This window comes from Pseudomonas sp. D1-36 (assembly GCF_051132205.1).
Classification (GTDB): Bacteria; Pseudomonadota; Gammaproteobacteria; order Pseudomonadales; family Pseudomonadaceae; genus Aquipseudomonas.
In genome coordinates, this window is the sequence record NZ_CP071674.1 from 2,543,382 (window position 1) to 2,558,779 (window position 15,398).

At 63.7% G+C, this 15,398-nt stretch carries 3 protein-coding genes; all 3 read left to right on the plus strand.

Annotated elements, in window-relative coordinates; genetic code table 11:
• Nucleotides 1–53 precede the first annotated feature (53 nt).
• The 3 genes from J3P76_RS11495 (at nucleotide 54) to J3P76_RS11505 (ending at nucleotide 15,398) form a co-directional block, all read left to right on the plus strand.
• Nucleotides 54–1,007, plus strand: coding sequence for a TauD/TfdA family dioxygenase (locus J3P76_RS11495; protein ID WP_434702034.1), 954 nt, complete (start codon nucleotides 54–56; stop codon nucleotides 1,005–1,007).
• Nucleotides 1,008–1,077: 70 nt separating this feature from the next.
• On the plus strand, nucleotides 1,078–5,892 hold the full coding sequence (locus tag J3P76_RS11500) for an amino acid adenylation domain-containing protein (protein WP_434701959.1): 4,815 nt from the start codon (nucleotides 1,078–1,080) through the stop codon (nucleotides 5,890–5,892).
• A 41-nt stretch (nucleotides 5,893–5,933) separates the two neighbouring features.
• On the plus strand, nucleotides 5,934–15,398 hold the full coding sequence (locus J3P76_RS11505) for an amino acid adenylation domain-containing protein (protein WP_434701960.1): 9,465 nt from the start codon (nucleotides 5,934–5,936) through the stop codon (nucleotides 15,396–15,398).

Sequence of the window (15,398 nt, forward strand, 5' to 3'; positions counted from 1 at the left end):
ATGGCGAGGGATCACAAATGGAAACGGGTTTGGCGCGTGCACAGGTTCAACCCATGGAAGGCGTACCGGGCGACGAACAGACCTTGCCATTTATCTTCCACGCGCCAGGCGCGGGGGCTGCTTGGCAGGACAGCCGGGCGCAGATCCTGCAAGCAGTCGAGGCGCAGTTACCGCGAGCGGGCGGCATCCTGTTTCGTGGCTTTGTGTTCAATGGCGAAGCGGACTTTGAAGCATTCGCCCGCGGTTTCGGTCATGAACTGCTGACCTACGACTACGCCTCAACGCCGCGCACCAAGCTCAACAACCGGGTCTACACGTCGACCGAGTACCCGGCCCACCAAGTGATCCCTCTACACAACGAGCAGTCCTACTCGCTTAACTGGCCAATGAAAATCTGGTTCCACTGCATGCAGGCCTCTGCGGTGGGCGGTGAAACCCCCATTGCCGACAGCCGCAAGGTCTACCAGCAACTCGACCCCGCCATACGTCAGCGTTTCGCCGAGAAGCGCCTGATGTACGTGCGCAACTATGGCAACGGCCTCGACTTGCCCTGGCAACAGGCGTTCAGCACGGAAGACCGTTCACAAGTCGAACATTTCTGCCGCGCCAACCAGATCCAGTTCCAGTGGAAAGAGGACGGCGAGCTGTCCACCCGCCAGATCTGCCAGGCCGTGGCCCAGCACCCGGTGACTGGGGATTGGGTGTGGTTCAACCAGGCGCATCTGTTCCATATCTCCAATCTCGCCGCACCCGTGCGCGAGACGCTGATTTCCATCGTCGGCGAAGAGGGCGTGCCACGTAACGTTTTCTACGGTGATGGCTCGCCTATCGAGCTTGATGCCCTGGAGCATGTCCGTGCCGTATTGCAGCGCTGCCAGGTGAGCTTTCCCTGGCAAGCCGGTGACGTGCTGATGCTCGACAACATGCTGGTGGCCCATGGCCGTTCGACATTCCAGGGCGCGCGAAAGGTCGTGGTCGCCATGGCCGAGCCTGCTTCCGCGAACTGAGCTAGACGCTCTTGCAGACAGCCGTCACATGGGGCGGCTCATTCAGAACAAGCAAAATGAAGGACATCAAATGCTCGATCGCTTGATGCATCGCTGCTGGCTGCGTGGGATTCGCCTATCGAAAGTCGAAGGCCAATTGGTCATCACCCCCGGATCACCTAGGGCGTTGGACGATGAACTGGCAAGCGAACTGACGGCGCACGGCGCCGACGTGCTGCAATGGCTGGCCCGGCACCCCGATTATTTTGAAGCGCGCCCGCTGACGGATAACGAGCAGGCGCTCTGGTTCTTGCAACGACTGGAGCCGGACAGCTGCGCCTATAACATCGCTTACGCAGGGCGCATCAAGGCGCAGTTCGTCACCGACGACTTGCCCCGACGCCTGCAAGGCGCCTGGGAAACGGTGCAGCGACGCTATCCCATGCTGTGCACCGCCTATGCCGAGCGCAATGGCGACCTGTTGCAGTGGAGCGACCGCGAGCGAGTCCGGCCGCTGGAGCGCATCGCGCTGCAGGCGGCCGACAGGCAGGCGTTGCAGCAGCGCGTCACCGAGTGGGCCGATAAGCCTTTCGACTTGGAAGCCGGCGACGTCAGTCGGGTCGTCCTGTTGAGCAACGTTCACGCCGATGATGTCGAGCACACCGTGCTGCTGGTAATTCATCACATCGCCGCTGACCTGGCCACGTTCTACATCGTGCTCAATGAACTGTTCGCGCTGATCAACGAGCAAGCATTGCCCGCTGTGAATCCAGATGCCTATCGCGACTATTGCAGCGAATTGCACATACGCAGCGAAGCTGCCGAACCGATGGAGCTGGCCTGGTGGCAGGCGCAATTGGAAGGCGCCCCGGCACTGGAGCTACCGACCGATTTTCACTACGGCAGCAATCAGGCATTCCAAGGCGGGGAGCTGTCGTTTCGTTTCGACCGGGCCACCACGGCCAGAATTCGTGCCGTGGCCCGTCAATGGGGCGTGACGCCTTATATCTGTTGGTTCTCTTTGTTCCAGCAGTTTCTCGGCGTGCTGTCCGGCCAGGATGACTTTGTGCTGGGCACTCCCAGCGGTTGGCGCCTGCGCCGCGAGCACGTCAATCTGCCGGGCTACCTGGTCAACCCGTTGCCGGTCCGCTGTCGTTTGCAGCGCGAGCTGTCCGGCGGCGATTGGGCCAGGCAGGTGGACGCCAACGTCAAACAAACCTTGCAGCACCGTCATTATCCGTTCTCGCGCCTCGTCAAACAGTTGGATCTGCCCCGGCAGATGGGCAGGGCGCCGCTGTTTCAGCACATGTTCACCCTCAACAAGGAGCGCATCGCGCCGTTCGAGCAGTACGTCGACCGTCTGCTGTCGGAGCAGCGTGGCGCGGCCCATGAGCTGAACATGGTCATGATCGACGAGGAAGACGGCTTCCTGTGCCGGTGGCGTTACAGCAAGGCCTTGTACCGCCACGAAACAGTCCAACGTTTTTGCGAACAGTTCGTTGCGTTGGTCCACGCGGTCATCGAACAGCCGGACGTACCGTTTGCCCAGCTCGACTGGCTGGCACCGGCGCAGCAATCCTTGCTCTGTGGCGAGGACCTGCCGGTCCCGGTCAGCAACGCCTGGCAGGCGTTCGTCCAGCAGTGCGTTCGAAAGCCCGAGTCAATTGCCCTGCAAGACGAACAGGGCACGCTCAGCTATGCCGAATTGGGCCGTGCAGTGGTCGCCCGTGGCGAGCGCTTGCAAGCAGGCGCGAATCTGGAGGGCGCACGCATCGCCTTATGCTTGCCCCGCAGCCGCGAGCTGGTGATGCACATGCTCGCCGCCTGGCAGTGCGGCGCCACCTACCTGGCCCTCGATCCGCAGTGGCCGCAGTCGCGTTTGCAGGACATCTGCCAGGATGGCACGCCCAAGGTCTGGGTCGGCGAGGGCCAGCGTCCCGAGTGGCTGCCTGAAACGGTGCGGTGGCTGTCGTTGCCAACTGAGGCGTTGTCGGGTGAATCGCCGTTGCGCGCGTCCTTGCCCGCTGAAAGGTCGGCCTACGTCGTCTACACCTCCGGCTCCACGGGACGGCCGAAGGGGGTGATGGTCAGCCAGGGCAACCTGATCCATTACGTGGTCGGGTGCCTGGAACGCCTGGATCTGTCCGCCGATGCCAGTCTGGTAAGTCTCGCCAGCTGCGCCACCGACTTGGGGCACACGGCCTTGTTCGGTGCGTTGCTCAGCGGCCGTCGCCTGCGGCTATTGGCTGAGGAACTGTCATTCGACGCCGAGGAGCTGGCGGCCGTGCTTGAGCGCGATCCCGTGGACCTGCTTAAAATTGTGCCTTCACACCTCAACGCCTTGCTGGTCGCCAACGATCCCCAGCGCCTATTGCCGCGCCGATGCCTGGTCACCGGTGGCGAAGCCCTGGGCCATGAGCTGGTTTCGCGCTTGCGGGCATTGATGCCGGACCTGCGTATCGTCAACCACTACGGCCCCAGTGAAACCACCGTCGGGGTGTTGACTCATGAGGTCGATATCGATGGCGCGGCACCGCTGGGACGACCGCTGCCCAATGTCCAGGTCAGCGTGCGTTCGTCCGAGGGCCGTCTGTTGCCGATCGGTGTCAGCGGCGAACTTTGCGTGCAGGGCAAAACGGTTGCGCTGGGTTACCTCAGCGCCAACGATTCAGACCACGCCCGCTTCGGTGCCCATGGCTATCGCACCGGTGACCGGGTGCGGCTCAATCATCGGGGGCAGATGGAGTTTCTCGGTCGGCTCGATGAGCAGGTCAAGATCCGCGGGTATCGGGTCGAGCCGGCAGAGGTTGCGGCACGGCTGCGGGCGATGCCGCAGGTCGGCGACGTACAGGTGCTGAACAACCCATCGCCCCTGACGGGCAACCGCTTGGTGGCGTTCCTGGTCGCACCATTGGCCGCGTTGCCTGATATTCAGGCCGCCCTGCAAGCGCAACTGCCGGACTATATGCAACCGTCCCAGTGGCATTGCCTCGATGGGTTTGCCTTGTTGCCCAACGGAAAAGTCGATCGCAAGGCATTGCAGCATTTGGCCGGGCAAGCGCCGGCCACCGCGCAGACGACGTCTCCCATCGAGGAACCTCTGAATGCGGTTGAAAGCGCGTTGCTGGATATCTGGCGCGGGCTGCTCGGCAACCCCGACCTCGGCCCCGATGACAACTTCTTCGCCTTGGGCGGCGATTCGATCCTCGGCCTGCAGATCATTGCCTTGGCCCGCCAGCAACATATCCTGATGACGCCCAAGCAGTTGTTTGCCGAACAGAGCGTACGCGCCTTGGCCCGAGTGGTGCAGACGCCACAGCGCAACCTCGAACAGCGTCTGCTCAATATCGCTCGTGAGATTCTCAATAACCCCGACCTGAGGGTCGATGACAATTTCTTCAGTGTCGGGGGAGACTCGATCCTGAGCTTGCAGATCATCGCCCGGGCCAAGCAGCACGGGCTGCAGCTCAAGCCCAAGCAGATTTTCGAGTTCCCAACCGTGCGTGGTTGGGCCGAGCAGGTGGTTGATCTTGGCGCGGTGGAGACGGGCGCTACGCCGGCCGTGCTCGAACCTGTCACAGCGTTCGCCCTGACGCCGATCCAGCAATGGTTTTTCGCCCAGGAGCAAACCGAGCCCGAGCATTGGAACCAATCCTTGCTTCTGGCATTGAACGCACCATTGGAACAGGCGCGGTTCATCCAGGCTGTTGGCGCACTGTTACAACGTCATGCCAGCTTGCGCCTGATATTTGAAACGTCGGAGCAGGGTTGGCAACAACGCTACCAGGCGTTTTCCTCGGGCCAGCTCGACGGGTTGTTCCACATCGAAGACCAACCCTTGGACGAAGCGCTGTTGCAGCGCTGGCAACAAGGCTTTGATTTGGGCAAGGCGCCTTTGATCCGCTGGGTGTATTTCTCCCATAGCCGTGAGCTGCTATGCACGGCGCATCACTTGCTGGTCGATGCCGTGTCCTGGCAAGTGCTGCTGGAGGAATTGGAAAGCCTCTACTTGCAACCGAACGCGGCGTTGCCTGCCGTGTCGGCGGGTTTCCACGCATGGAGCGAGGCCTTGCAGCAGCATCGCCGCGAGCCCGCCGTCCTGGCCCAGGTTGGCTACTGGCATGAGCAGGTAGCCGCCGAACATAGCGCTCCTCAACAGCCCAATACATACGGCGAAAGCCGGACACTGGACATGCAACTGTCGGTCGAGCAAACACAATTGCTGTTGGGCGATTGTCACTCGGCCTACAGCACTCAGGTCCAGGATCTGCTGGTGGCCGCGTTGGCCGGTGTCATCGGCCAATGGCAGGGGCGCGAGCGCGTCACCCTGGAGCTGGAAAGCCACGGTCGTAGTGGCTGGGAGCAAGGCCCCGAGCTGTCGCGCTCCATCGGTTGGCACACCAGCCGATATCCGCTGGCCATCGATACTTCCTGGGATTTGGAATCCTCGATCATCGCGGCCAAGGAAGCCCTGCGCCGCGTCCCCGAACAAGGCATCGGCTACGGCCTGCTGCGCCAGGATCCGGCCCACGGCCTGGGTGCCGTCACGCTGCTGACGTTCAACTACCTGGGGCGTGTCGATCAGTGGATCGGCGCATCGAGCCTCTGGCGCCTGGCGCGGCCGATGTGCCCCGGCATGCGCGCCGACAGCACCTGCCGCACCCATTGGCTGGACGTGACGGCGCTCGTCAATGAAGGCCAGCTACACGTCGAATGGCGTTATGCGCCGCAGGTCCACGATCAGGTGTTGGTGAACGAACTGGCGCGGCAATTCCAGCAGCGACTCAGCACCTTGCTGGATCACTGTCAGGCCCCTGCGGCGGGCCGCGCCACGGCTTCGGATTTCGCCGACTCGGGCCTGTCCGACGATGAATTTTTGGGGTTGCTCGAACAACTTGAGCAATGAACCCCCTGCGCCCCCCAATTACAGGTTCGGATACCGTCAGCATGAACGACAAGGTCAAAGCTGTTTCGCGCAATATCGAAGCTATTTACCCGCTGGCTCCCATGCAGCAAGGACTGCTGTTTCACAGCCTGATGCACCCTGGCAAGGGCATGTATCTGCTCCAATATCGCCATGTCATGGTCATGCCGGACCTGGACCTCGCGGCCTTCCGCCAGGCCTGGGCGCAGGTGGTGGAGCGCCATGAACTGCTGCGCACATCGTTCGTCTGGAAGCAGCAGAAACGCCCGATGCAGGTGGTGCACAAGCAGGTCGAATTACCGATCACCTATGAAGATTGGTCGCATCTGAGCGAAGGCGAGCAGCAGGACCGCCTCGAGCAATTGCTCAGCGCGGAGCGTGCCGAAGGCCTGGACTTCACCAAGGCGCCACTGATGCGGGTCAGGCTGTACAAACTGGCGCCCGACACCTACCAGTTCGTGCGCAGCTACCACCACATCCTCATGGATGCCTGGTGCTTCTCGATCATCATGATGGACTTCCTCAACGGCTACCGCGCCGCCCGGGAAGGGCGCCGACTGAGCCTGCCGACACCGCGCCCGTATCGCGACTTTATCCGGTGGCTGGAAACCCAGAAACCGGAAGATCACCAAGCCTTCTGGCAACAGCGACTGGCGGGCTTCGATACGCCCAACGAGTTTGGCTTTGGTCATGTCGGTCGCATCCAAGGTGCTGCCGAACCGGTCGAAGACTGTGTCGAACTCCTGGAGCCCGGGCAGACCCAGGCGTTGCAGAACGTCGCGGCGCAGCACGGCCTGACCCTCAACACCCTGGTGCAAGGCGCCTGGGCGCTATTGCTCGGGCGCTACAGTGGTGATCGCGACTTGGTAATGGGCATCACCGTCGCTGGCCGCCCGGTGCACCTGCAAGGCATGGAAAGCATCGTCGGCCTGTTCATCAATAGCTTGCCGCTGCGCTGGAGCTGTGGTCCGGAGGATAAGCTCGGCCCGTGGCTGAAAGCCTTGCAGACCGAAAACCTGAGCCTGCGCGAACACGAAAGTGTTTCCCTGGCCGACATCCAGCGCTGGAGCGACGTTCAGCGACAGGACTTGTTCCAGAGCCTGTTCGTGTTCGAGAACGCGCCCATTGCCGCCGACTTGCGCCAGGGCCAGTTGGATTACCTGATCAGCGACATGGCCAACCGCACCCACACCAACTACCCGGTCACTGTGGTAATCGTGCCGGGCGAGCGCCTGCACCTGCAGTTGACCTATCAAACCGACTGGTTCCTGCGCGAAGAAATCGAGCAGATGCTGCGGCATTTCCGCACCTTGCTGTTGAACATGGGCGATGCCCTCGGCGCAGACGCCGGCACGCCCTTGCATCATTTGGCGATGCTGGATGAAAGCGAAGTCACTCACCAGCACGAGGTTTGGGCCGGCGGTGGCCTGGCGGCGGACGAGCAACTGCTGCAACCCTTATACATTGAGCGATTCCAGCAACAGGTGCGCCAGACGCCAGAGCGTGTCGCCGTTGTCCATGGCGAGCAAAGCCTGACGTTCGATCAGCTGAACCGCGCCGCTAACCGACTGGCTCGGCACTTGCGCGCCCAGGGTGTGGGCAGCGACGACCTGATCGCGGTGTTCGACGAGCGGGGCCTGGATCTGGTGGTGATGATTGTCGCCACGCTGAAGGCCGGTGCCGGTTGGCTGCCGCTCGATCCGCGCAACCCGGCGCAGCGCCTGGCCCAAGTGCTGCGCCAGAGCCGCACGCCGTTGCTGATCCATAGCGCAGGGCAGGGCGAGCTGGCGATGCAGGCCCTCGACCTGCTCATGCACCGACCCAAGGCCGTTCGCTACGACCCTTCGGTGCTGGGCAGCTATAGCGACGATAACCTCGACATCACGGTGCACGGCACATCATTGGCATACTGCATCTTCACTTCTGGCTCCACTGGCACGCCGAAGGGCGCGATGGTGGCGCAGGCGGGCATGCTCAATAACATTCTCGGTAAATTGCCGGGGCTGGGGCTCGATGCGAACGATGTGATTGCCCAGACCGCGCCGCAGTGCTTTGACATCTCAGTCTGGCAGACCCTCGCCGGCCTGGTGCTCGGAGCCCGCACCGTGATCCTCGGCGACTGCGTGGTGCAGGACCCCGAGGCATTGGCCTCGGCCATCGGGCGGCACGGCATCAGCATCCTCGAAGCGGTGCCGTCCTTGATGCAAAGCCTGCTGGACGCTGGATTGCAAACGTCCCCCCTGCGCTGGGTGCTTGCCACGGGCGAGGCCTTGCCGCCGGCCTTGGCGCGTCGCTGGTTCGAGCGCTACCCGGCGATCCCGCTGATGAATGCCTACGGGCCGGCTGAGTGCTCCGATGACGTGGCCTTTCATCCGCTGCTCGAGCGCCTGCCGGAACAGCGCATCAACGTACCGATCGGCCGCGCCACGCTGAACAATCGCTTGTACCTGCTCAACGCCGATCTGCAGCCGATACCGGTCGGCGCGGTCGGGGAGATCTTCGTTGCCGGTGTCGGCGTTGGGCGCGGTTACATGGCCGACCCTGCGCGTACGGCGGCGGTGTTCCTGCCGGACCCGATCGCCAACGACGGTTCGCGCCTGTACCGCACCGGTGACCTGGCGCGCTTCCTGCCCAACGGCGACCTGGAATACGTCGGACGCACCGACCATCAAGTCAAGATTCGCGGCCACCGCATCGAGCTGGACGAGATCGAGGCATGCCTGACCCATTACCCCGGCGTGCGCGAAGCCGTGGTCGTGGCCCGTGACGACCAGCAACGCGCCAAGGTACTGGTGGCTTACGTCGTGGCCGATGACGCCTGCAGCATCGAGATGTTGCGCGAGCATGTACTGGGCAATCTCCCGGCCTACATGATCCCGAGCGCATTCGTATTCCTGGAGCGTTTCCCGCTCAACGGCAACGGCAAGATCGACCGCAAGTCGTTGCCCTCCCCGGATTTTGCCGCGCAAAGCCAGGCCCGCTATGTGGCGCCGAGCAGCGAGTTGCAAGGCCAGTTGGTGCAAGCCTGGCAAAGCGTGCTCGGCCTGGACCAGGTGGGTGTCGAGGACAACTTCTTCGAGCTGGGCGGCCATTCGCTGCTGGCGACCCAGTTGATCGGCCTGATCGGTAAGCTCAGCGGCAAGGATTTGCCGTTGCGCGTGGTCTTCGAGCGTCCGACCATTACCGCCATGGCGGATTGGCTGGAGAACCAGGCCGGCGCGGTAAAGCCGTCGCCGACCTTGCTGCCGCGCCCGGAAACGCTGCCGCTCTCGTTTGCCCAGCAACGGTTGTGGTTCCTGCAACAACTCGACCCCGACAGCCCGGCGTACAACCTGGCCGGCGCCGTGCGCCTGACTGGCGAGCTGTACGTCGCTGACCTGCACGCGGCGTTGCAAGCGGTCCTCGACCAGCACGAGGTGCTGCGCACCGGGTTCATCGGCGCGGCCCAAGGGCCGAGCCAGGTTGTCCTGGCGCACAGCGAAATTGAGTTGCCGGTCATCGATGTGGCGAGCGAAGACGCGCTGCACGAACGGCTACGCCTGGACGCCATGACACCGTTCGCCCTCGACGCGGCGCCGCTGTTGCGCGCCAGGCTGTATCGCCTGGCGCCGGAGGCGTTTGTCCTGTCGTTGAATTGCCACCACATCGTTGCCGATGGCTGGTCCTTGCAACTGATCATCGACGGCCTCTGCGAGCAGTACCGCAATCGTCGCAAGGGCGTCGCGACCCCACGGCCCGCCCCGGCAATGCAATACGCCGACTACGCCGTGTGGCAACGCCAGTGGATGGGCAGCAAGGCGTGCGAGCAAGAGCTGGCCTACTGGCGCGAGCAACTGGCCGGCGAGCTGCCGGTGCTTGACCTGGCGGCCGATTTCCCTCGTCCCGCCCAGGCGAGCCAGGCCGGTGGACGTGTCGAGCGTCGCTTGCCCGACGACCTGGCGGCGCGGCTCAGGACCTTCAGCGCTCGCCATGGCTGGAGCAACTTCATCCCGATGCTGACCGCTTTCCAACTGCTGTTGCGCAGTCGCAGCGGAGAAAACGACATCCTGGTCGGTGTACCGGCGGCCAACCGGCACCATGCGGCGTTGCAGCCGCTGGTGGGTTGCTTCGTCAACACATTGGTGTACCGCAAGAAAATCTCCGGCGAGCGCAGCCCGCTGCAACTGATGAGCGAATTGCAGGCATTGTCGGTTTCGGTCCAGTCCCACCAGGACTTGCCGTTCGATTACTTGATCGAACAGTTGGGAGTGGTCCGGCAGGTGAGCTACAACCCGCTGTTCCAGGTCATGTTCAATTACTTCCCGGGCAACGCTCTGGAGCGTTTCGAACTCACTGACGTCATCGCCGAGCCGCTGGACAACCGCCCGGAGAGCACCTTGTGCGATCTGCACCTGGACGTGCGCGACAGCGAACACGGGATTAACCTGAGTTTGCAATACAGCAGCGACCTGTTCCGCGAGCAGACGGTGCGAGGCATGGCCGAGCAGTACCTGGCCTTGCTCGATGCGGTGATCCAACAGGCCGGGCGGCCGCTGGGTGAGTTGACATGGCAGCCCGCTGAACGGGCCCTGGCGCGGATCGATGGGCGCGCCCTGGCCGGTCAGCAAGACATCCTTGACGCCTTCGCGCTTCAGGTTGCGCGCCAGCCCGAGGCGATTGCCGTCGTGGCAGGCAATCAACAAATGACCTACGCCGAATTGGACCAAGCCGCCGAGGCACTCGCAACGAGGTTGCAGGTCCAGGGTGTCGGTGTCGAAGACCGCGTAGCGTTGAGCCTGCCGCGCGACGCTCGCCTGCCCATGGCCATGCTGGCGGTCCTCAAGGCCGGGGCGGCGTATGTGCCGTTGGCCGAGGACACGCCGCCGGAGCGCGGCCGCTACATTCTCCAGGCGGCGCAGCCCACGTTGTGCCTGGGCACCGCCGCGAGCCTCGGCGTGTTGGCGCAGTGGAACCCCGGCCTGCCGCTGCTGGACATCGACGCCAGTGGGGCGACCGGTACGCGCAAGCCTGTGGACTGCAACCCCGGTCAACTCGCCTACGTGCTGTACACCTCGGGTTCCACCGGCCAGCCCAAAGGGGTGGCGATCAGCCGTGGCAACCTGATGAACCTGATGCTGGCCGTCGAGCAGGTCCTGCCAATGACGGCCCGGGACCGGGTCCTGGCCTTGACCACCGCGACCTTTGACATTGCCATTGTCGAGTTGCTCCTGCCCTTGGCCCATGGCGCCAGCATCCTGCTGGCCGATCGAGAGCAGGCGCGGGACCCGCAAGCGATCGATCAGTTGCTGATAGGCGGACGACCCACCGTCATGCAGGCCACGCCGGCCACCTGGCGAATGCTCGTGGCGCATACCTCCCGCAGCTGGCGGGGCGTGCGTGCCATCTCCGGTGGCGAAGCCTTGCCGTGCGCGTTGGCCGAAGCCATCGAGGGCAGGGGTGCCAAGGTCATCAACGGCTACGGGCCGACTGAAGCGACCGTCTACAGCACCTTCGAAGTGCGCGGTGGCGAAGAAAGCGCGGTCGAGGTGCCGATCGGGCAACCGGTGGCGAACACCGCCGCATACGTGCTCGACGCTGACTTGCAACCGGTGGCTGCCGGCGTGCCAGGTGAGCTGTACCTCGCGGGGGCCAACTTGGGTCGCGGCTATTTCGCAGCCGCGCGCCTGACCGCCGCCGCGTTCCTGCCGGACCCTTTCGTGGCTGGCGCGCGCATGTACCGCACCGGCGACCGGGTCCGACGCAATGGCAACGGCAGCCTGGATTACCTCGGGCGCCTGGATTTCCAGGTCAAGCTGCGGGGTTTCCGTATCGAACTGGGGGAAATCGAAGCGCTGTTGTCCCGCGTCCCCGGGGTCCGCGAGGCGGCCGTGGTGCTGCTGGGCAGCGGTGACGCGGCGCGGCTGGTGGGCTACTACGCTGGCGATGCGCTGGACGAAACGACGCTGCGCGCCAGCCTCGGCGCCCAATTGCCGGACTACATGTTGCCCGGCCAGTTCGTTCGCCTCGACACCTTGCCGTTGAGCCCCAGCGGCAAAGTCGACCGCAAGGCCTTGCCGGCGCCGCAACAGCGTGACGGCCAGCAGGGCGCGCTGTCGAGCTCGTGGGAACAAACCCTGGCCGGCCTCTGGGAAGAGCTGCTGGAATGCACCGACATTGGCGCCGATGATAACTTCTTTGCCCTGGGCGGACACTCGCTGTTGGCGGCTCGGCTGGTGGCGCGAATCGCCGAACAGCATGGCCGCCGCCTGCCATTGCGCAGCGTGTTCGAACAACCGGTGCTACGGGACTTGGCCGCCATTTTGGCCCAGGCAAGCACCGAGGCTGATCGCATCCTGCGCCCGTTCGCAGAACCCTTGGCGCCGTTGCATTTCACTCAGCAACGCTTGTGGTTCCTTGACCGTTTACAGGGCGATACCCAGGCCTACCATCTGTCCTTGGCGCTGCGCCTGGATGGCATCCTACAACCCGATTTGCTGGAGCAGGCGCTGGCGCAACTGGAGGCTCGCCAACACAGTCTGCGGACGGTGTTCAGCGACACCGCCGACGGCGCACGCCAGCATATCGAAGACCTTGTGGCGGTGCCGCTGAGCTTCGAACCGCTGGAAGTCGATGAGCATTCGAGCGGCTTCGCCCAGAAGCTCAGCCAGGAGGCGCAGCATTCATTCGATCTCACAGCGCCGCCGCTGTGGCGGGTGCGTGTGTACCAGGGCCAGGATCGCAGCGTTCTGCAGGTGACCTTGCATCACATCATCGCTGACGCGCGTTCGCTGGAGATTCTCTTCAATGAACTGCAAGTGATCTACCAGGCTTTGCTGGAAAGGCGTGACGCTTGTCTGCCAGCGTTGCCGTTGCAGTTTTCCGACATCGCGGCCAGTTGGCAGAGCCCGGCGGGGCAGGCGCAGATCGAGTCGCAACTTGACTATTGGCGCCGTACCCTGGCGGGCGAGCCGCCGGTGCTGAACCTGCCGACCGACATGCCTCGGCCCGCCGAGCAGGGCTACAAGGGCCAGCGTCTGCGCTTCAACCTGTCGGCTAGGCTGGTCAAGCACCTGCGCGAGACGGCGCAACGCCATGGCCTGACCGCTTTTGCACCGTTGCTGGCCGCCTGGAAAACCTTGCTGGCCAGGCACTCGGGCCAACGTGAAATCTGGATTGGCTTGCCGGTCGCCCATCGCCATCAGGCTCATACCGACAACCTGATCGGCTATTTCGCCACCACCCAGGTCCTGCGCAGCCATCTCGATCCGCAACAATCGGTCGAACAGTTCTGGCAGCAGTTGCAAACCACGCACCTGGCGGCGCAACAGCACGCCGACGTGCCTTTCGAGCGCCTGGTGGAAGCCCTGCAAGTACGCCGCGATCTCAGCCACACGCCGCTGTTCCAGGCGTTGTTCAACCTGATCCAACGCGATCCCACCGCAACGACCGAGCAGCACTTCGCCGGCTTGCCCGTACAGCGACTCAACGTTGAAAGCGACAGTGCCCTGGTGGACATCGGTCTGCACATCGAGCAGCAGGGCGAGGAGTGGCAATGCGTGCTGGAATACAACACCGACCTGTTCCTGGCGCACACCGCGCAACGTTATGCCGATGAGTTCCGCTACCTGCTCGAAGGCATGTTGGAACAACCCGAAGTGCGCCTCTGGGACATCGACCTGGCCAATGCCGACCACGCCTTGGCCCAGCGTCCTTGGAACCGTCCGGCGCAATCCTCGACGCCAGTGGTGGACGTCATCGCCCGTTTCGAACAGCAGGTCGTCCTGACACCTGAAGCGCTGGCGGTGGATTGCCAGGACCAGCAACTGACCTATGCGCAACTCAACGCCATCAGCAATCGCCTGGCCCAGTGGCTGCGCGCGCAAGGTGTCGGCACGGATGACCTGGTTGCGGTCTGTCTGACTCGCGGTCCATGGCTGCTGCCAACCCTGTTGGCGGCCCACAAGGCCGGTGCGGCGTACCTGCCACTGGATCCGCAGCAGCCGGGCGAGCGCCTGGGCTTAATCATCCGGCATGCGCGTGCGGCCATGGTGCTTACTGAAAGCCTTTGCGCCGGGGCCTTGGGCGGCGTCAACCACTTCCTGCTCGACGGGTTGGCGCTGGACAATTGCAGCGACGCCAACCTTGCATTGCCGATCGATCCACAGCAGCGCGCCTACGTGATCTATACCTCGGGCTCCACCGGCACACCGAAAGGCGTGCAGGTCAGCCGCGGTAACCTGAGCAATCTGCTGGCAGGCCTCGATCGCTTGCTGCCGCTTGGCGCCGAGGATGTTTGGCTCGCCAGCACCACGTACGCCTTCGATATGTGCAAGCCGGAGCTGTTCCTGCCGCTGGTCAACGGCGCGGCCATCCTGCTGGCGCGCCGCGAGCAGGTGGTCGACGGGCATCAACTGTTCGCGCTGCTGCGCCGGGCGACGGTATTCCAGGCTACCCCCGCTGGATGGCAGATCCTGCTGGAAACCGGCCAGGCCGATTGGCCGCCGCTGCGTGGCCTGATCGGTGGCGAGGCGGTGCCCGGTGAGCTGGTGAACGAACTGCGCAGTCGTGGCGTGGCGCTGATCAACGCCTATGGCCCGACGGAAACCACCGTCTGGTCGACCACCCAGGCGTTGCAGGAGGTGCCGTCCGGCGTCGCCGACATCGGCGCGCCGTTGCTCAACACGCTCTGCTACGTGCTCGACGACATGCTCCGCCCGGTGCCGCTCGGCGCGACGGGTGAGCTGTATATCGCCGGCTCCGGCGTCACGCGAGGGTATCAGCATGCGCCGGCCACCACGGCGGCGGCGTATTTGCCAGATCCCTATGCAGGCGAACCCGGTAGCCGCATGTACCGCACCGGCGACTTGGTACGCCGCCGCAACGACGGGCGGCTGGCCTATGTAGGTCGCGGCGATTTTCAGGTCAAGGTGCGCGGTTTCCGTATCGAGCCCGGTGAAATCGAATCGCTGCTGCGCCGTTACCCAGGCGTGGAAGAAGCGGTGGTGATGATCGATCCGTGCAGCCAGAGCCTGTTTGCCTGGCTGCAGACACCGAGCCCGGTCGATCAGGCGGCGTTGCGTCGGTATCTGGAAGGCGTGCTCCCGGGCTACATGATCCCGGCTGGCTTCATCGAGCAGCCACGTCTGGCCCTCAACGCCAATGGAAAGATCGACCGCAAGGCCTTGCCGGCACCACAGCCTGTGGCGATCCAGGGAGTGGCGCCGCGCAGCGAGCTGGAGCGGCAGTTGGCGGTCATCTGGCAGGACCTGCTGGCGTTGCCGCAGGTTGGCGTGTTCAGCAGCTTCTTCGAGCTGGGCGGACATTCGTTGTTGGCCATGCGTTTGATGACTCAGGTCGAGAGCCGTTTCGGCGTCAAGCTCGAACTGCGCAGCCTGTTCCAGAACCCGACGATCGCCGCGCTCGCCGAACAGATAGAAAAACCCCAGGGGCCGTCGACCGACGAAGCCCTGGACGAAATGCAGCGCCTGTTGGCCGAGATGGAAATGTAA

Excerpts from the sequence above, each read along its gene's own strand:
- J3P76_RS11495 (WP_434702034.1), top strand. The coding sequence starts at position 54 with ATGGAAGGCGTACCGGGCGACGAACAGACCTTGCCATTTATCTTCCAC.
- J3P76_RS11505 (WP_434701960.1), top strand. The coding sequence starts at position 5,934 with ATGAACGACAAGGTCAAAGCTGTTTCGCGCAATATCGAAGCTATTTAC.
- J3P76_RS11500 (WP_434701959.1), top strand. The coding sequence starts at position 1,078 with ATGCTCGATCGCTTGATGCATCGCTGCTGGCTGCGTGGGATTCGCCTA.